The organism is Mycobacterium farcinogenes, assembly GCF_019739075.1.
In the GTDB taxonomy this organism is placed as follows: domain Bacteria; phylum Actinomycetota; class Actinomycetes; order Mycobacteriales; family Mycobacteriaceae; genus Mycobacterium; species Mycobacterium senegalense.
Genome location: NZ_CP081673.1, coordinates 481,539 through 499,595 on the forward strand (window position 1 = coordinate 481,539; position 18,057 = coordinate 499,595).

General features: G+C 67.2%; 14 protein-coding genes. 5 read left to right on the forward strand and 9 right to left on the reverse strand.

The features are described from left to right. Positions 1-57: 57 nt before the first annotated feature. The 3 genes from K6L26_RS02070 to K6L26_RS02080 are packed head-to-tail and all read left to right on the forward strand — an operon-like array spanning position 58 to position 4,068. Complete coding sequence (locus tag K6L26_RS02070) at positions 58-1,494, forward strand: ABC1 kinase family protein (protein ID WP_234788398.1); 1,437 nt, start codon at positions 58-60, stop codon at positions 1,492-1,494. After that, positions 1,491-2,900 (forward strand): ABC1 kinase family protein, encoded by a 1,410-nt coding sequence (locus K6L26_RS02075; protein WP_234788399.1) that lies wholly within the window; start codon positions 1,491-1,493, stop codon positions 2,898-2,900. The genes K6L26_RS02070 and K6L26_RS02075 overlap by 4 nt, the downstream gene beginning before the upstream one ends. Beyond that, a complete protein-coding gene (locus K6L26_RS02080; RefSeq protein WP_065063666.1) occupies positions 2,887-4,068 on the forward strand; it encodes a cytochrome P450 in 1,182 nt (393 codons plus the stop codon). Before K6L26_RS02075 ends, K6L26_RS02080 begins: the two co-directional genes overlap by 14 nt. Before the next feature lie 6 nt (positions 4,069-4,074). Here K6L26_RS02080 and K6L26_RS02085 read toward each other — a convergent pair whose 3' ends face one another. Genes K6L26_RS02085 through K6L26_RS02095 form a run of 3 tightly spaced genes read right to left on the reverse strand, consistent with a single transcriptional unit; the run spans position 4,075 to position 6,326 of the window. Continuing rightward, positions 4,075-4,890 carry an SDR family NAD(P)-dependent oxidoreductase gene (locus tag K6L26_RS02085; RefSeq protein WP_065063668.1) on the reverse strand — a complete coding sequence of 272 codons (816 nt, stop codon included), beginning with the start codon at positions 4,888-4,890 and terminating at the stop codon, positions 4,075-4,077. After that, complete coding sequence (locus K6L26_RS02090) at positions 4,883-5,278, reverse strand: nuclear transport factor 2 family protein (RefSeq protein ID WP_019344782.1); 396 nt, start codon at positions 5,276-5,278, stop codon at positions 4,883-4,885. The genes K6L26_RS02085 and K6L26_RS02090 overlap by 8 nt, the downstream gene beginning before the upstream one ends. Then, positions 5,271-6,326 carry a zinc-binding dehydrogenase gene (locus K6L26_RS02095; protein ID WP_019344783.1) on the reverse strand — a complete coding sequence of 352 codons (1,056 nt, stop codon included), beginning with the start codon at positions 6,324-6,326 and terminating at the stop codon, positions 5,271-5,273. The genes K6L26_RS02090 and K6L26_RS02095 overlap by 8 nt, the downstream gene beginning before the upstream one ends. A 117-nt stretch (positions 6,327-6,443) precedes the next feature. On the opposite strand from K6L26_RS02095, the gene K6L26_RS02100 reads away from it, so the two are divergent. Then, on the forward strand, positions 6,444-7,274 hold the full coding sequence (locus tag K6L26_RS02100; protein ID WP_065063670.1) for a helix-turn-helix domain-containing protein: 831 nt from the start codon (positions 6,444-6,446) through the stop codon (positions 7,272-7,274). Here K6L26_RS02100 and K6L26_RS02105 read toward each other — a convergent pair. Both K6L26_RS02105 and K6L26_RS02110 read right to left on the reverse strand, forming a co-directional pair. Next, positions 7,240-7,950 carry a fumarylacetoacetate hydrolase family protein gene (locus K6L26_RS02105; RefSeq protein ID WP_065063689.1) on the reverse strand — a complete coding sequence of 237 codons (711 nt, stop codon included), beginning with the start codon at positions 7,948-7,950 and terminating at the stop codon, positions 7,240-7,242. The two genes, K6L26_RS02100 and K6L26_RS02105, sit on opposite strands and share 35 nt — an antisense overlap. A 25-nt stretch (positions 7,951-7,975) precedes the next feature. Continuing rightward, complete coding sequence (locus tag K6L26_RS02110; protein ID WP_065063672.1) at positions 7,976-9,805, reverse strand: acyl-CoA dehydrogenase; 1,830 nt, start codon at positions 9,803-9,805, stop codon at positions 7,976-7,978. Positions 9,806-9,943: 138 nt separating this feature from the next. Here K6L26_RS02110 and hrpA point away from each other — a divergent pair, with 138 nt between their 5' ends. Then, entirely contained in the window at positions 9,944-13,843 is a 3,900-nt protein-coding gene (gene hrpA / locus K6L26_RS02115) for an ATP-dependent RNA helicase HrpA (protein WP_065063673.1), read from the forward strand. Here the strand turns inward: hrpA and K6L26_RS02120 are convergent, their stop codons facing one another. Genes K6L26_RS02120 through K6L26_RS02135 form a run of 4 tightly spaced genes read right to left on the reverse strand, consistent with a single transcriptional unit; the run spans position 13,844 to position 18,025 of the window. Continuing rightward, positions 13,844-14,749 carry a fumarylacetoacetate hydrolase family protein gene (locus tag K6L26_RS02120; protein ID WP_065063675.1) on the reverse strand — a complete coding sequence of 302 codons (906 nt, stop codon included), beginning with the start codon at positions 14,747-14,749 and terminating at the stop codon, positions 13,844-13,846. It lies immediately after the preceding gene. Next, positions 14,746-15,585 carry an alpha/beta fold hydrolase gene (locus tag K6L26_RS02125; protein WP_065063677.1) on the reverse strand — a complete coding sequence of 280 codons (840 nt, stop codon included), beginning with the start codon at positions 15,583-15,585 and terminating at the stop codon, positions 14,746-14,748. The genes K6L26_RS02120 and K6L26_RS02125 overlap by 4 nt, the downstream gene beginning before the upstream one ends. Before the next feature lie 48 nt (positions 15,586-15,633). Then, positions 15,634-16,860, reverse strand: a complete 1,227-nt coding sequence (locus K6L26_RS02130; RefSeq protein ID WP_409347526.1) for an acyl-CoA dehydrogenase family protein — start codon at positions 16,858-16,860, stop codon at positions 15,634-15,636. Beyond that, entirely contained in the window at positions 16,823-18,025 is a 1,203-nt protein-coding gene (locus K6L26_RS02135) for an acyl-CoA dehydrogenase family protein (RefSeq protein ID WP_065063681.1), read from the reverse strand. Before K6L26_RS02135 ends, K6L26_RS02130 begins: the two co-directional genes overlap by 38 nt. Positions 18,026-18,057 lie beyond the last annotated feature (32 nt).

An 18,057-nucleotide genomic window follows, 5' to 3' on the forward strand; every position in this document is an offset into this window, starting at 1 on the left:
CTTACTGTACGTAGGAATACACTTTACAACGGGCTCCAACCCGATGGGAGCGATTCGATGTCAGAACGCGACAGGACAGTGCCGCAGGGCCGGCTACGTCGGACGATGCCCATAGCCGGGTTCACGGCTCGCGCCGCTGGTGGGCGTCTCATCGCGGGCATGCAGCAGCGCGCCGGTGACGACAACGCGGTGCAGCGGTTCCATGAGCGCACCGCTGACCGCTATGTCGAGATGCTCGGCCACTCCAAGGGCGCCCTGATGAAGGTCGGGCAGTTGATGTCCTTGATCGACCCGTCAGACGTAGGAACCGGCGGCTTTCAGCCCTATCAACAAGCGCTGACCCGGCTTCAGTCGGATGCGCCACCCATGGCGCCGGCACTGGTTCACGACGTCCTCGACGATGAACTCGAAGACGGCGTCCGGACGTTCGATGAGTTCGACGACGAGCCAATAGCGTCGGCATCTATCGGCCAGGTACACCGCGCGGTGCTTGCCGACGGACGTGACGTTGCGGTCAAGGTGCAGTACCCCGGTGTGGCACAGGCGATCCGCGAGGATCTGGCTAACACCGAACTCATCGCCACGTTCCTGCGATTCGCCGCCTCCGCCTCCGGCATCGTCTTCGACCTACGCAAGCTGGCGCGCGAGTACACGGCGCGCATCGTCGAGGAAGTCGACTACCGGCGGGAGGCGAAGATGATCGCCGCCTTCCACGAACTGTATGTCGACCACCCGTTCTTCCGGGTCCCCGCCCTCGTGGGTCATGCCTGCACCGACCGAGTCCTCACGATGACCTACATGGAGGGGATCGGTTGGGCGGCCGCACAACACGCCGAACAAGATCTCAAGAACCGCTGGGCCGAAGTGGTGACGCGCTTCAGCTACTCGAACCTGCGGCACAGCAATCTCCTTCACGCCGACCCGCACCCGGGCAATTACCGTTTCGGCGATGACGGCAGCGTCGGATTCGTCGACTTCGGCTGCATCAAGGTCCTGACCGAGCAGAAGCGCAGAATGTGGGTCTCCATCGTGCGCAACACCATCGACAAGCGCATCGACGACCTGCGCGCAGATGTGATCGAAGCGGGGTTCATCACGGACGATTTCCCGATCACCGGCCAGGAACTGTGTGATTTCTGGACCCAGGTGTTCTACGACATCATCGCCGCACCGCAGCCGGTTACCTATACGGCGAGCAGCATCGCACGAACCACGCGTTGGATGTTCAGTCCCGACTCCGGCAATCCCTTGTCGCGCATGCTGGTTCCCGACGACTACGCCTTCGCCCCGCGGGTGAACCAGGCGCTGACCAACATCTGTGCCAGATTGCATGCCACGCTGCCCGCACGCGCCATCGTCGACGACATGGACGGTGTCGCCGAACCAACAACCGAATTGGGCAAGCTGCACCATGCCTGGGTGCGTCGACGCGGTTTACCGGGGGCATTCGACGATCACACGGCTGCACGAGCTGCGGCGATGGAGATCCAATGAGACCCTCCGACGAGCTGGTGCCCCGCGGGAGGGTCCGTCGCACGATGCCGCTCGCGGGATTCACCGCGCGGGCCGCAGGCGGCCGGCTGGTTGCGGGCCTGCGGGAACGTGCCGGCGACGGTGGCGCTGTTGAGCGGTTCCATGAGCGCACCGCCGAGCGCTACACCGAACTGCTGGGGCATTCCAAAGGTGCCTTGATGAAGGCCGGCCAGATCCTGTCCATGGTCGACGCCGACGCGATAGGCCACGCCGGGTTCGCTCCCTACCAGAAGGCGTTGGCACAGTTGCAGACTGCCGCACCGCCGATGTCCGCCGCCCTGGTACACGCGGTCCTCGATAACGAACTCGGGGCGGGTGTCGAATGCTTCGCCGAGTTCGACGACGATCCGATCGCGGCTGCTTCGGTGGGGCAAGTCCACCGCGCAGTGTTGCGCGACGGGCGGGTGGTCGCCGTCAAGGTGCAGTATCCCGGTGTGGCACAGGCTATCCGCGACGACCTTGCCAACACCGAGTTGCTGCTGACCTTCATGCGTCTGGGCGCCGCGGCGATGGGCGCGACGGCAGACATCCGGGCCATGGCCGCCGAGATCACCGCGCGAGTCACCGAGGAAGTGGACTACCGCCACGAGGCGGCGATGATCACCGCATTCGCCGATCTGCTTCGCGGTCATCCGTTCATCCATGTCCCCGAGGTGATCCCGGAGGCGTCCAGCGAACGGGTGTTGACGATGACCTATCTCGACGGGATGGATTGGGCAACAGCACGACACGCCGATCAGGATCTGCGGAACACCTGGGCTGAGGTGGTGTTCCGGTTCATCAACAGCGGCTCCCGGCATGGCAACCTGGTGCAGGTCGATCCGCATCCCGGCAACTTCCGCTTCAACCCCGACGGTACGGTCGGTTGCCTGGATTTCGGCTGTGTGCAGACGTTCACGGAACGGCCACGCTGGCTCTTTCTTTCGTTGATGCATGCCGGGATGGAGGGGCGATACGACGATTGCCGCGAACTGATGACCGCGATGGGGCTGATATCGGCCGGCACCTCGATGAGCGATGAGGACCTGCGGCGGATCGTCTCGGACATGACCCATGCCACCACAGCTCCGCAGCCGGTCACCTATACGCCCGACATCGCGGCGCGAAGCCTCCGGGCGTTCATGGGCGATCAGAACTCCCGACCGCCCGGCCACGTCACCGTGACCCGCGAGTTCGTATTCCTTCCGCGTCTGCAGATCGCTTTTGACCATATCGCCGCCGGATTGCGGGCGACCGTGCCGGTGCGCTCCATCCTCGAAGACCTCTCCGGCATCGCCGAACCCACAACGGAACTCGGCAAGCTGCACCATGCCTGGGTCCGCGAGCGCGGATTGCCCTGCGGGTTGGATCACCATGACCACCCCTGACCTCACGGTGGCCCGGCTTCCATGGGATGCCGCCGACCCCTACCCGTTCTACGAGACGAGGCGCTGCCACGGTGAGGTGGTGTGGGACGACACCGCCCAGGCCTGGCTGGCCCTCGGCTATCACGCCGTCCGCGAGGTGCTCGCCGGACCGCACTGGACCAGCGACCCCCGGGCGAGCATGGGCGCGGCGGGCGCGGCTGACTTCTTCAACTCGTCCTTCGTCGAAGCCAGCATGCTGTTCACCGACGGTCTGGCGCATGATCGGTTGCGCGGCTCTGTGCGGGATGTGTTCGGCCGCGCATTCATCGACCGGCTCACCGATGGTGTCGAATCGATCTGCCACGACGCAGTTTCCGCGATCGCCGTCGATCAACCCTTCGATGCGATGGCGCACATCGCCCTCCCGCTGCCGATAGCGGTCATCGGCGCATGGTTGGGGCTGGAGGCGGAGCAGTGTTCGGCACTGCGCGAACACTCTCCTGACGTCATCCGGATCCTCGGCGGGTTCACGGACCGGAAAGAACTCGAACGCGGGATCGGGGCGGCTGCGGCTCTACTCACGGAGATGCTGCCCGCGGCCGCTGACAGACGTACGCATCCTCGCGACGATCTGCTCAGCTATATCGCCGCCGAACCTGGGCTTTCGCTCGACGAGGTCGTCGTCACAGCGATCCTCATCGCGGTTGCCGGGCATGAGACCACCGCGAATCTGTTGGGCGCCGGCCTCATCCGGTTGCTCACTCCTGACGGTGAAGGCGCTCGCGCGGCAGATGAGATCGACCCCGCAGACCCCGCGGTGGTCACCGAACTACTGCGGCTGGACGGCCCGGTGCAGGCTACCAGCCGTACCGCCACCGCCGACCAGACCGTCGCGGGCAATGACATCCGATGCGGTGAAACCGTTTTGGCCTGCGTGGCGGCGGCCAACCGCGATCCCGCCGTCTATGACGCTCCCGACCTGTTTCGGCCGGGTCGTCCGGGTCCGGCCCCCTTGACGTTCGGACACGGAGCGCACTACTGCCTGGGCGCCCCGTTGGCCAGGCTGGAGGCAGGCATCGCGCTACGGCACGTCCTGCGACGCCGGCCGACGCTTTCGGGCCTGCCGACCTGGCGCGACACCCCGGCTATCCGGGGGCCGCTGACCGTCCCGATCCGGTTCGCGGTGTAACGACCGTCAGTCACCCATCGCTGCGGTCACAGCCTGCGCGATGAACCGCACCGCTTCGTTGCGGCTCACTGCGGCCATCAGTTGCGCGGCCGCTTGGACTTCCGGTCCTACCAGGCAGGTCGGCCCTGCCGTGAGGTTGGCGAACGCGGCTGCCACCACATCGTCGACGTCGGCGGCTCCGGGCGGTGTCTGTTCTGCGGAGTCGATCTGACCTCGCTCGTGCTCCAGCTTGCGTAACGCGGGCGTGTCGGTCTTGCCGAGAATCAGCCCGAGGACATCAACACCCTTGTCGTGCAGCTCGGTCCACAATGCCTCGGCGAACACCATGTCGAAGGCCTTGCTCGCTCCGTAGGCGACCATGTTGGGGCCGCCGGCGAATCCGGCGCCGGATCCGAAGACGACGATGCCGCCGCGCCCCCGATCCACCATCGGCTGTGCGAAGTGGTGGCAAAGTTGCATGGGCACCATGCAGTTGCGCTGCACCAACGATTCCGCCGCGGACAGCGGGCTGGTCAGGAACGGTCGGAAGTGCGGATCCGCCCCCGCACAGCAGACCAGGAAGCCGATGCCGAGGTCAGCGCTGGCGTCGAGCACCTCGCCGGCGGCGCCCGGTGCGGCCAGATCGATTGCCAGCGTGCGGGTTCGGACCCCGGTACGGTCGGCGATACGGGCCGCCACGTCATCGAGCACCGCCTGCCGGCGGGCCAGTAGCACCACGTTGAGTCCGCGACGGGCCAGCTCCTCGGCCGTCGCCGCGCCGACGCCGTCGGAGGCACCGGCGATGAGTGCCCATGGTCCGTACTTGGCCGCGAACTCAGACATTGGTGATCCGGACCGCGGTGAAACGTCGCCACGCGATCCGCCAGCCCGCGGGGGTACGCACCAGCTCGTCGTCGTAGAACCCGATGGCGTTGACACCGGAGTTGTTGTCTTGAGCCATGATCAGCCCGTCGATGTAGGTGCGGGCCGTCGCGGTGTCACCGTCGACGGCGATCGCGTGGTTGCTGAGCCGGTGCATGGTGTGCCCGGCCATCGCGTGGGATTGATCCATGAACTCGGTCACGGCGTCCACGCCGTTCCACGTGCCGATCTCGCCGTAGTCCAGCACGCAGTCGTCGGTGAACACCGTGCGGAACAGCGGCCAGTCCCGGCGGTCGATCCCAGTTGCGTAGCGGACCAGGACTTCGGTGATGTCTTCACGATCACTCATTGCCAACACCATTCGGATGCACGATGATTCGCGCCGGGCCGGCAGAGCGGCGGGCCAGATCGAGTGCGTCGGGGACTTCGTCGAGCGGCACCACCATGCCGATGCTGGGCGCCGGGTCCAGCTCCCCGGCGACGATGGCTTCCAACGTTCCGTACCAGTCCTGCGGCCACGGCCCGCCGCCGAACTGAAGGGTCACGCCTTGGCGCGTGGCGGTGGTGATGTCGAGGGTGTCACCGGTGTACCAACCACCGGCGCAGTAGATTCGGGTGCCCATATCGGATTGTTCGACGATTTTCTGGATCAGACCCGAGGCCCCGACGCATTCGAACACGACGGCCGGACCCCACAGGTTGCGTTCGGCGCGTACCTCGCGCCAAACGTCCATCGGTGAGCGTTCGGCCGGGTCGACGGCGATGTGAGCGCCGAACTCCTTGCAGGCCAGTGCCCGTCGGTCCGCCTGGTAGTCCGAGATGATGATCGGTTCGACACCGCGTCGGGCCAGGGCGGCCACCGCGGACAGCCCGATCGCACCGGCGCCGATCACGATGGGAATCTCGCCGGGCTCCAATCTGGCCGAGCGCACGTAGAACTCGCCGACGGCGAAGGCGTCGGTGAGGGCGACGGCGTCGTCGGATGCACCGGTGGCGACGCCTCGTGCGATCGATTCCGACACCACGACTTGTTCGGCGAAACTGCCGGGGGAGTCGGGGTGCTGGCCGATGATGTGTGCCCCGTCGGCACCGCCGTTGATCAACCTGATGGGTATCGACGTGACTCGGGTGCCGGCCGGGAACTGATCGGTGCAGCCGGGGCCGTGCCCGATCACCTCCCCGACGAACTCATGGCCCAACACGACGTCTTGCCGGGTGTCATAGAGCGAGCGGCCGGTCGGATCGTTGAGACCGAGTTCGGGGTGGTCCATGAAGTGGACGTCGGACGCGCAGATCGCGGTACTGAGCACTCGCAACAGAAGCTCGCCCGGGCCCGGTACCGGATCGGCGATCTCGCGCACGGTGAGTGCGCCCTCACGTAAGACGACTGCACGCATGGCACCTACCGATTCTCGAATAATCGAGATACTCTCTCGAATGTACAAGGGCGACTGTAGGAACCACCCTGAAAGGAGTCAAGGGTGCGTGGTGCGAGCTCGGCGCCTACGAGCCGGGTGCTCGACGTGATCGAGTTGCTGGCGAGCTCCGGTGACAAGCGTCTGCGGTTCTCGGATGTGGTCGGAGCGCTGGATCTGACCCAGGCCACCGCGCACGCGATCCTCAAGACGTTGTGTGACCGCGGTTGGCTGATCCGCGATCCTGCCGACAAGACATTCGCGCTCGGGCCGGGTCTGGCCGTGGTCGCGGCCCGAACCGCGGCGGCGCGTCCCCTGGCTCATGCCGCACGCATTGCCGCGCAGGAGCTTTCGGACCAACTCGGCTACGCCGCTTCGGTCGTGGAGCGGGTGGCGGACGAGCTGGTGATCACCGCATTCGAAGGCGCCGGCCCGCGTCCGGCCGGTGCGCCCGGCGATCGCATCCGGTACGCGCCGCCGTTCGGTGTCGCCTTTGCCGCGTGGGACTCGCCGGCCGGGCAGCGTGCCTGGGTCGACAGGGCGCCCACCACCAGCGGAGGGCTCGCCGAACGGCTCAGCGAGGTGCTCGCGCAGACGCGAGCCAGGGGGTTCGATGTCGACTGGACGACACCGGATCTGACCCGGGCAGCTCAGATGGTCGTCTCACTGCCGAGCGACGGACTGCCCGACCACGTCCGGGGCATCACCGATCAATTGCTGGCCGAATTCACCACGATCGGCCTGACGCCGGCCGGTGACACGGCGAGCAAGCCGCAGCCGGTGGCTACGATCGCGGCACCGGTGTTCGAGACTCACGGTCGCGTCGCGCTGATCCTGTGCGTCCACCCGCTGCGACCCATGACGGCCCGGCAAGTCGACACCGTGGGCACGCGGGTCAGGCGGGTGGCCGATCGGCTGAGCCGACCGTGAAGGCGAACTCCGCGACACCTGCGACGCCACCCGAGACGACGTCACCTGGCAGCATCGGACCGACCCCGGCCGGGGTTCCGCTGTAGATCAGGTCACCGGGGGCCAGGTCCACTGCCGTCGAGATCGCACTGATGACCTCTGGCACCGACCAGATCAGGTCCTTGAGGTCGCCGTGCTGTTTGAGGTCGCCGTTGACCCGAAGCCAGATCTCTCCGCTCTGCGGATGACCGACCTCGGAGACGGGGCGGATCGGCGTGCAAGGGGCGGAGGCGTCGAACCCCTTGGCCCAGTCCCAGGGCCGGCTGAGTTTCTTGGCCTCGTCCTGCAGATCGCGCCGGGTCAGATCGACGCCGACGCCGTAGCCCCACACCAGCGTCAACGCGTCGGCAGGCGCCACGTCGCGGCCACCGGCACCGAGCGCCACCACGAGTTCGACCTCGTGGTGCAACGACGCGGTCAGCGACGGATACGGCACCGTGCCCGCCGCGTCGATCACCGCGTCGGCCGGTTTCATGAAGAAGAACGGTGGTTCCCGGTCCGGGTCCTTACCCATCTCACGCGCGTGGGCCGCGTAATTGCGCCCCACGCAGAACACCCGGCGGATCGGAAAGCGCCCGGCCCCGCCGCTGACGGGGAGCGACGCCTGCGGCGGGGGAGCGATCACGAAGTCGGCCATGGGAACCATCTTCCCCGGCCCGGTGTCAGAACGCGTCGTTGTCCAGTTGCATGACGTCGCCGTCGACCGATTCCAGAACTTCGCGCACCGCCGTCAGCAGCGGCAACATGTTGTGCGCGAAGAACTTCGCCACCGCGACCTTGCCCTGGTAGAAGGGCCGATCACGGTCGGTCGCTGCGTCCAGCGCGGTCTGGGCGGCCTGCGCGCCGACCAGCAGGCGCCAGCCGATCAGCAGGTCGCCGACCGCCAGTAGGAACCGCACCGAACCGAGACCGACCTTGTACAGCTGCTCGGGATGGTCCTGAGCCGCCATCAGGTAGCCGGTGAGCGTGGCCGCCATCGACTGGACATCGGCCAAGGCGGTGGACAGCCGGGCGATCTCGGGTTCCAGCCCGGTGTTGTCGGCCTCGAGCGTGGCCGAGATCTGGGCCGCGACGTGGGCCAGCGCACCGCCCTGGTCGCGGACGATCTTGCGGAAGAAGAAGTCAAGGGCCTGGATGGCGGTGGTGCCCTCGTACAGCGAGTCGATCTTGGCGTCCCGGATGTACTGCTCGATCGGGTAGTCCTGCAGATAGCCGGAACCGCCCAGGGTTTGCAGTGATTCGGTGAGGATTTCGTAGGCCTTCTCGGAACCGACGCCCTTGACGATCGGCAGCAGCAGATCGTTGACGCGGTGCGCCAACGAGGCATCAGCGTCCGAGACATGTTGTGCTACAACAGAATCCTGATGAGCCGCGGTGTAGAGGTACACCGCGCGCAGACCCTCGGCGTAGGCCTTCTGCGTGAGCAGGCTGCGGCGCACGTCGGGGTGTTCGATGATCGCGACGCGCGGGGCGGTCTTGTCGGTCATCTTCAGCATGTCCGAGCCCTGGATCCGGTCCTTGGCGTACGCGAGCGCGTTCAGGTAGCCAGTGGACAGGGTGCCTGCCGATTTCACCCCGACGGTCATCCGGGCATTCTCGATCACCCGGAACATCTGGGCGATGCCGTTGTGCACGTCGCCGACGAGGTAGCCGACGGCCGGGGTGCCGTGCGCGCCGAAGGTCAGCTCGCACGTAGGCGAAGATTTGATGCCCATCTTGTGCTCAAGGCCCGTGACGAACACGCCGTTGCGCTCGCCGAGTTCGAGGGTCTCCGGGTCGAAGTGGAATTTCGGGACATAGAACAGGCTCAGCCCCTTGGTGCCGGGGCCGGCGCCCTCGGGGCGGGCCAGCACGAGGTGGAAGACGTTCTCGGCGGTGTCGCCGACGTCGCCACCGGAGATGAAGCGCTTCACGCCCTCGATGTGCCAGGTGCCGTCAGGCTGGGCGATGGCTTTTGTGCGACCGGCGCCGACGTCCGAGCCCGCATCGGGCTCGGTCAGCACCATGGTGCCCGACCAGCCCTTGTCCATGCTCATCCGCGCCCAGCGTTGCTGTTCGGCGGTACCGACCTCGGCGAGGGTGTGTGCCATCGCCGGGCCCATGCCGTAGAAGAACATCGCCGACGGGTTGGCGCACATGATCATTTCCTGGATCGCCCACACCAACGATGCGGGAGCCGGTGTGCCACCGGCATTCTCGGCGATGCCGACGCGCCACCACTCGGCGTCCTTGACGGCCTGAACGGTTTTCGCGAGCGGTCCGGGCACGGTGATCTCATGGGTGGCCGGATCGAACTCGGGCGGGTTGCGGTCGGCGTCGGCGAACGATTCGGCGACAACGCCTTCGGCAAAGCGGGCGACCTCGTCGAGCATGGTGCGCGCGGTGTCGGCGTCGAGGTCGCCGAACGCGCCCCCGTCAAGAACCGGCCCCAGCCGCAGAACCTCGAAAAGGTTGAACTCGATATCACGAACGTTGGCGATGTAGTGACCCACGATCGGCAAGCGTCGCCGATGCCGGGCTGGGTACGCAACCGTAGGTACCGGCAACCTACGGCTACGGAACCGCAGGTTGCCAGTTCAGTGTCGGATGTGACCTGCAGCACACCCGTTCGAGCACCTATCCTTGACCGAGTGTCCGAATGGTCAGTCGCCGAGCTGCGCTCCCGCCTCGACGGCTTGACCATCCGCGACGCGGACCGGCTGCGCCGGCGCCTGCGGAATCTCCGCGGCGGCGATGCGGCCAAGATCGGGCCGATCGCCGAACAAATCGCCGCTGCCGAAGCCCTCGTGCTCACCCGCCGGGCCGCCGTCCCCGACATCACCTACCCTGACCTGCCGGTCAGCGAGCATCGCGACGAGCTGGCCAAGGCCATCAGCGAGAACCAGGTGGTGGTGGTCGCCGGTGCGACCGGTTCGGGCAAGACCACGCAGCTGCCCAAGATCTGCCTGGAGCTGGGCCGCGGTATCCGCGGAACCATCGGCCATACCCAACCCCGCCGGTTGGCGGCGCGTACCGTCGCGCAGCGCATCGCCGACGAACTCGGCACCCCGCTCGGCGACGCCGTCGGATACACGGTCCGCTTCACCGATCAGGCCAGCGATTCCACGCTGATCAAGCTGATGACCGACGGCATTCTGCTCGCCGAGATTCAGCGGGACCGCCGGCTGCTGCGCTACGACACCCTGATCCTCGATGAGGCCCACGAGCGCAGCCTCAACATCGACTTCCTGCTCGGCTACCTGCGTGAGCTGCTGCCACGACGCCCGGACCTCAAAGTCATCGTCACCTCGGCCACCATCGAGCCCGAGCGGTTCGCGGCTCACTTCGACGACGCGCCGATCGTCGAGGTGTCGGGGCGGACGTACCCGGTCGAGATCCGTTACCGGCCACTGGAAGTCCCCGCACCAGTCTCCGACGACGACGACCCCGACGATCCCGACCACGAGATCGTCCGTACCGAGGTTCGTGACCCCACCGAAGCGATCGTCGACGCCGTCCGTGAGCTGGAGTCCGAACCGCCGGGTGACGTGCTGGTGTTCCTGTCGGGTGAGCGCGAAATCCGGGACACTGCGGAAGCTTTGAAGGACCTACGGAACACCGAGGTGCTTCCGCTGTATGCCCGATTGCCCACCGCCGAACAGCAGAAGGTGTTCCAGCCCAGCCATAGCGGTCGGCGAATCGTGTTGGCCACCAACGTGGCCGAGACTTCGCTGACCGTGCCCGGCATTCGCTACGTCGTCGACCCGGGCACTGCGCGGATCTCCCGGTACAGCCGTCGCACCAAGGTGCAGCGGTTGCCGATCGAGCCGATCTCGCAAGCCTCGGCCGCCCAGCGCGCCGGTCGGTCCGGCCGTACCGCACCCGGTGTGTGCATCCGGCTGTACTCGGAACAGGACTTCGAATCGCGGCCCCGCTACACCGATCCGGAGATCCTGCGCACCAACCTGGCCGCGGTCATCCTGCAGATGGCCGCCCTGCAGCTCGGTGATTTGGAGGGTTCCCGTGCTTTCCCTTTCTTAGACCCACCAGACTCCCGCAGCATCCGCGACGGTGTGCAGCTGCTGCAGGAACTCGGTGCGTTCGACGCATCCGGAGCCCTGACCGACGTCGGGCGTCGCCTGGCCCGGCTTCCGCTCGACCCGCGGGTCGGCCGGATGATCCTGCAGGCCGACACCGAGGGCTGCGTCCGGGAGGTGCTGGTGCTCGCGGCCGCCCTGTCGATTCCCGATCCTCGCGAACGGCCGACCGACAAGGAGGAGGCGGCGCGGCAGAAGCATGCCCGATTTGCGGATGAGTCCTCGGATTTCGTGTCCTACCTCAATCTGTGGAACTACTTGCGCGAGCAGCGGAACCAGCGCTCCGGCAACGCCTTCCGCCGGATGTGCCGGGAGGAGTTCCTGCACTACCTGCGAATCAGGGAGTGGCAGGACCTGACGGGGCAGCTGCGCAGCATCGCCCGCGATATCGGCATCCGAGAGAGCGACGAGCCGGCCGAGCCCGCCAGCATCCACGCCGCGCTCACCGCGGGTCTGTTGTCTCACGTCGGTCTACGGGAGGGCGACGGCCGCGACTATCAAGGCGCCCGCAACTCGAAGTTCGTGCTGGCGCCGGGTTCGGTGCTGACCCGCAAGCCGCCACGCTGGATCGTGGTGGCCGATCTGGTCGAGACCAGCCGGCTGTTCGGCCGCATCGCCGCGCGGGTCGAACCCGAGGCGATCGAGCGCGTTGCCGGCCATCTGGTGCAACGCACCTACAGCGAGCCGCACTGGGAGGCCAGGCGCGGTGAGGTGGTGGCGTTCGAGCGGGTGACGCTGTACGGATTGCCGTTGGTGCCGCGCCGCAAGGTCGGCTATGCCAAGATCGAGCCGGAGCTGAGCCGCGAATTGTTCATCCGCCATGCACTCGTGGAAGGCGATTGGCAGACCCGCCACCACTTCTTCCGCGACAACGCCAGGCTGCGCGCCGAACTCGAGGAGATCGAGGAACGCGCACGGCGGCGCGACCTGCTGGTCGGTGATGACGAGATCTATGCGCTGTACGACACGCGCATCCCGGCCGACATCGTGTCCGCGCGACATTTCGATGCTTGGTGGAAGAAGCAGCGGCACAAGACACCCGACCTGCTGACCTTCACCCGCGACGACTTGCTGCAGTCCGAGGACGGTGCGGACAATCCCGACACCTGGCAGACCGGCGATCTCGAACTGCCGCTGACCTACCGCTTCGAGCCCGGAGCCGCCGATGACGGCGTGACCGTGCACGTCCCGGTCGGCGTGCTGGCCCGCCTGGGCGGCGACGGCTTCGCCTGGCAGGTTCCGGCTTTGCGGGAGGAGTTGGTCACCGCGCTGATCAAATCACTGCCGAAGGATCTGCGCCGCAATTTCGTCCCGGCCCCGGATACCGCCAGGGCCATCCTGGGTGACATCGATCCGTCCGCCGGCTCACTGCTGGACGAGGTACAACGCGAACTCCGAAGGCGCAGCGGCATTCTGGTGCCGATCGACGCATTCGACCTGAGCAAGATCCCGGACCATCTACGGATGACCTTCGCCGTCGAGAACGCCGACGGAAAAGAGGTGGCCCGCGGCAAGGACATCGACGCGCTGCGCGAACAGCTGGCCGTACCCGTCGCGCAAGCGGTGGCCGACGCGCTGGGCGGTGACCTGGAACGTACCGGGCTGCGGGCCTGGCCCGAGGACCTCGACGAGCTGCCGCGCACCGTGGAAAACGTCAGCGGTGGGCACACCGTGCGCGGTTACCCGGCCTTCGTCGACACCGGGAAAGCCGTGGACATCAAGGTGTTCGCCAATCCGGCCGATCAGGCCGCGGCAATGAGGCCGGGACTGCGCCGGCTGCTGCGGCTGACCGTAGCGTCACCGGTCAAGGCGATCGAGCGGGGGCTGAGCACGCGGACCCGACTGGCCCTCAACGCCAATCCCGACGGCACACTGGCCGCACTGCTCGACGATTGTGCCGACGCGGCCGCTGACGTGCTGGTGCCGAAGCCGCTGTGGACGAAGGCGGCATTCACCGAGTTGGCAGCGCGCGCCACCAAGGAACTCGGCCCCACCACTCAAGCCGGAGTGAACCGGGTCGAGAAGGTGCTGGCCGCCGCGCACGAGGTACAGGTGGCGCTGCCCGACAAACCGTCGCCCGCGCAGGCCGATGCCGTCGCCGACATCCGATCTCAACTGGATCGCCTGTTGCCCAAGGGGTTTGTGACCATCGCCGGGATCGCGCGGTTGAACGATCTGGCCCGGTATGTCACCGCGATCGCCCGCCGGCTGGAGCGGTTGCCTCAGGCGCTGAGTGCCGACCGGGACCGGATGGCGCGCGTGCATGCCGTCGAGGACGCCTATGACGAACTGTTCCAGGCGCTCTCACCGGGCCGAGCCGCTGCGCCTGACGTCCGGGACATCGCGTGGCAGATTGAGGAGCTGCGGGTCAGCCTGTGGGCCCAGCAGCTCGGCACGCCGCGGCCGGTCAGCGAGCAGCGCATCTACAAGGCCATCGACGCCGTCGCCAGATAGTCAGAGGATGGTGTGCTCGATGTGGCCGATGCCGTCGAGGGCCAGCGTGAGGGTGTCTCCGGGGCGCAGCCAATGCCCGGTCTCCATGCCGCTGCCTCCGGGCAGGGTCCCGGTGCCGAACAGTTCTCCGGGATAGAGCGGTTCGCTGCGTGACGCGTGGGCCAGCACCTGCCCGAGGCTGTGCTGCATCCCCGCGCTGCGCACGGTGCTGACCACAGACCCGTTGAGTGCGACGGAACCGGTGAGGGCGTCGATGCGGGGCAGTATCTCGTCGGCGGTGACGGCGGTGTCCGACATCGAGCTGGCGAAGTGTTTGGACTTCTGCGGCCCGAAGCCGCTGAGCATCTCGGGCCGCTGAACGTCGCGTGCGCTGAAGTCGTTGAGCACGACGAACGCACCGATCGCCTCGGTGGCTTCCGTGGGCGTCGCGTTGAACAGCGGTGCCGCCAAGACGAATCCGATCTCCAGCTCGAAATCCAGTGCCTGCGAGTAGTCCGGGACCGCCACCGGCGTACCGGTCGGGACAAAGGTCTGCGCGTTGGACATGTAGTAGATCGGTTGCCGGTAGAACAGCGGCTTGGGTTTGAATTGCGGCACGGGACGGCCGGTCACCCGTTCGTACAGCGACGTCACGCGGTACAGGCCGGGGTGCAGTCGGCGGACCAGCCCGCGGGCCGCGTCGATGTTGTGCTGTTCGTAGAGCATGAAGTCGCGGAAGGACACCGGTTGGAACGGCAGCAGGTGATCGCTGTGCTGCAGCTGGCGCTCGGCTGCGGCGGCCAGCCAGCCATCGTCGAATACCTTGCCGCCGAGCGGCGTCAGATCGGCGCCATCCGACCAATTACCCTCGGAATCAAGAGATTGCAGGCTCAACCCGGTGGTTGTGCGGATGCGGCGCAGTTTCACCGGGCGCTCCTGAGCTGGGTGCGTAAGAACGTGGTGAGGTGCCCGGCGACCACGTCGGGTTGTTCCAGCCAGGGCCAGTGCCCCGTCCCGGGTATCGGCTGAATCTGGCAGCTGCCGAAGATGCGGCGATACTCGTCGGTCTGTGAGAACGGCACGTAGCGGTCCTCGGCGCCCCACACCACCAGGACGTCGCCGCTGAACTCGGTGAGCCGGTCCACATACGGGGCAAGCGCATTCGGACCGGTTGACCGATACAGCTTCAGCACCGCATCGGGGGTTCCCCGGGCGAACATGTGCTCGGCGATCGATTCGAGCGCATCGGCCGGCAAGCCGGGATCCCGCATGGCCAGGACGCGGCGCAGCACCGCTGGATTGCCGATCCGTGACAGCGCCTCGGCCAGCACGGGTGTGCGCCACAGTTTGGCGGCGAAGTGGTTGATCACCACCGGGGCGTTGATCAGGGTGATGCTGGCCGCCGAGTCGAGATGGTCGGCAGCCCACGCCAGGGCCCAGGGCCCGCCGAAATCATGGGCGACCAGATGCGCACGCCGGACCCCGAGTTGATCGAGGATCGCTCCCAGATGCGCCGCATAGGCAGGCACGGTGTACGGCCATTGGGTGGGCTTGTCGGCCGCGCCGAATCCAGGCATCTCCGGGGCGATCACCCGCGTGAAACCGGCGACCGGCGCAAGCAACCGGTCCCACTTCGCGCCGGCGTTGTTGCCGTGCACGAACACCACGGCCTCGCCGTTGTCCGACGCGGCCGGCCCGCCGACGAGCACCGGCGACCGCACCCCGTCGACCGCCAGCGTGCGGTGCTCGACGGGGCTGTCCATCAGCGGGATCTTACGGTCGGCTAACGGTTCCCGCGCGTTTTCAACCGATCACGGTGTGCCGGTCGCCACCCACGGCAGCCGGTCGGAGGTTGCGTTGTCAAGCACCATCTCCGCCACACGTGAGCGGTGCGCTTCGGCACTGCCCAACAGCGCGGCGTCGGTGGTCGCCCGCTTGAAATACAGATGCGCCTGGTGCTCCCAGGTGAAACCGATTCCGCCGTGCACCTGGATGGTGTCGGCAGCGATCTTGGCGAATGCCGCCGATGCGGTGGCCTGCGCGATGCTGGCTGCCAGCGCAGGGTCGTCGGTGCCGTCGGTCAGTGCCCACACCGCGTGATACGTCGCCGAGCGGGCGTGCTCGAGATCGACCAGGCAGTCCGCCAACCGATGCTTCACCGCCTGGAACGATCCGATCTGCCTGCCGAACTGCAGCCGCGACTTCGCATAGTCGACCGACAGATCGAGCAGATGCTGTGCGGCGCCTACCTGTTCGGCCGCCAGCAGCGCCGATGCCACCTGGAAGGCGTGGGTGATGACGCGCTCAGCTTCGCCGCTGCCTGCCACCAGCTGCGCCGGGGCCGCGCTCAAGGCCACCGTGGCTTGCGGACGGGTGAGGTCGAGCGTCACCAGCTGGCTGCGCTGCACTCCGGGTGCGGCTGCGTCCACCGCGTACAGGCCGACGCCATCCGAACCGGTGGCTGCCACCAACAACGTGTCCGCCGAGTCGGCGTCTACTACCCGCTCAACCGTGCCGGTGAGCGTCCCATCCTCGGCCACAAGGACTTTCACCGCAGCGGGATCGAACCCGCCCGCCTGGTCGGGCACCGCGAACGCCGCGGTGCGGGTGCCTTCGGCCAGCGCGCCGAGCAGTTCGTCGCGCACGGGGCCGGCCGAGGCGGCGACGAGTGCGGGGATGGCCAGCAGCACCGTGCCGAACACCGGACCGCAGGCCAGCGCCGCGCCGAGTTCCTCGACAGCGACACCCTGGTCGACCAGGGTGCCGCCGGCTCCGCCGTCGGCCTCGGGAACGGCCAGGCCCAGCACCCCGAGTTCACTACCCAACCGCGCCCAGACTTTCGGGTCGAATCGCGGTTCGGATTCCATCAGGGTCCGCACCGTCTGCTCGCCGAAGTTCTCGGCGCAGAACTTGCGGACCGCCGTCCGCAGCTGAGCCTGTTCGTCGGTGAAGCGGAACTCGGCATTCTCAGCCGTGCTCTTGGGCTGATCCGCAAGCTTCTCAGCCACGAGGTATCTCCTTCCACGGCATACCGGCATCCGCCCTCAGATCGCCCGGCAAGCCGAGGATCCGTTCGCCCAGAATGTTGCGCATAACTTCTGACGTGCCGCCTTCGATCGTGTTGGCCTTGCTGCGCAGGAAGCGCTGCTGGATCGGGCCACGCCAGTCCTTGGCGCTCTCGTCGTCCTCGCGGTCACCGGACCCGTAGCCGTGGTACAGGATCCCTTCGGGCCCAAGCAGATCCATACACCACTGGTAGATGTGCTGGTTGAGTTCGGCGCCGACGAGCTTTCCGATCGACCCTTCCGGACCTGGTCCGCCGACGGTGGCGGCCGCGCGGGAACGTTCAGCGGTCAGCCGCTGAGCCTCGGAGCGCAGCCACAGCTGGGACAGCCGGTCCCGCAGCACCGGAGTGCGCAGGTCTGGGCGCGAGGCCCACAGCGCCACGGCGTCCGAGATGGTCCCCGCGCCGCGCCGGTTGCCGCTGCCGCCGAGCGCGCTGCGCTCGTTCATCAGGGTCGTCATCGCGACGTTCCAGCCGTTACCGACCTCCCCGAGCCGATGCTCGTCAGGGATACGAGCGTCGGTGATGTACACCTCGTTGAACTCGGCCTGCCCGGTCATCTGCCGCAGCGGTCGGGTCTGAACGCCCGGCCCGTGCATGTCCAGGACGAAGTAGGTGAGGCCTTTGTGTTTGGGCACATCGGGATTCGAGCGGGCCAGGAGCAACCCCCAGCGCGCGCGGTGCGCCAGGCTGGTCCACACCTTCTGGCCGTTGAGCACCCATTCGTCACCGTCGCGGACCGCGGAGGTGGCCAGCCCGGCCAGGTCGGATCCGGCGCCGGGCTCGGAGAACAGCTGGCACCAGATGTGTTCGGTACTCGCCAGCGGGCGCAGCCAGGACTTCTTGAGCTCTTCGGATTGCGCGTGTTCGCGCACCGTTGGTGCGGCCATGCCGTAGCCCATCGGGTTGAGACCCAGCGGCACCGGCCCGCCGGCGCCCTGCAGGATGCGGTCGGCCACGGCCTGCAGACCTCGCGACACACCGAGGCCGCCGAGCCCCTCCGGGAAGTGCACCCAGGACAGTCCCGCGTCGTAGCAGGCGGCCAGGTATTCGGGGATCGGGACTTTCTTGGGGTCGTGGTCGGCCACGACCCGGCGGGCGAGGTCGGCGACCCGGTCCGCATCAGCGACGCTGCTCATCCAGCCACGATAGGGAAAGGGATTCAGCGGCC

Bases quoted from the DNA above. Each gene is read 5' to 3' on its own strand.
- K6L26_RS02125 (WP_065063677.1), bottom strand. From the start codon at position 15,585: ATGGACAGCCCCGTCGAGCACCGCACGCTGGCGGTCGACGGGGTGCGG.
- K6L26_RS02130 (WP_409347526.1), bottom strand. From the start codon at position 16,860: ATGCCGGTATGCCGTGGAAGGAGATACCTCGTGGCTGAGAAGCTTGCG.
- K6L26_RS02135 (WP_065063681.1), bottom strand. From the start codon at position 18,025: ATGAGCAGCGTCGCTGATGCGGACCGGGTCGCCGACCTCGCCCGCCGG.
- K6L26_RS02085 (WP_065063668.1), bottom strand. From the start codon at position 4,890: ATGTCTGAGTTCGCGGCCAAGTACGGACCATGGGCACTCATCGCCGGT.
- K6L26_RS02070 (WP_234788398.1), top strand. From the start codon at position 58: ATGTCAGAACGCGACAGGACAGTGCCGCAGGGCCGGCTACGTCGGACG.
- K6L26_RS02105 (WP_065063689.1), bottom strand. From the start codon at position 7,950: ATGGCCGACTTCGTGATCGCTCCCCCGCCGCAGGCGTCGCTCCCCGTC.
- K6L26_RS02080 (WP_065063666.1), top strand. From the start codon at position 2,887: ATGACCACCCCTGACCTCACGGTGGCCCGGCTTCCATGGGATGCCGCC.
- K6L26_RS02075 (WP_234788399.1), top strand. From the start codon at position 1,491: ATGAGACCCTCCGACGAGCTGGTGCCCCGCGGGAGGGTCCGTCGCACG.
- K6L26_RS02090 (WP_019344782.1), bottom strand. From the start codon at position 5,278: ATGAGTGATCGTGAAGACATCACCGAAGTCCTGGTCCGCTACGCAACT.
- K6L26_RS02095 (WP_019344783.1), bottom strand. From the start codon at position 6,326: ATGCGTGCAGTCGTCTTACGTGAGGGCGCACTCACCGTGCGCGAGATC.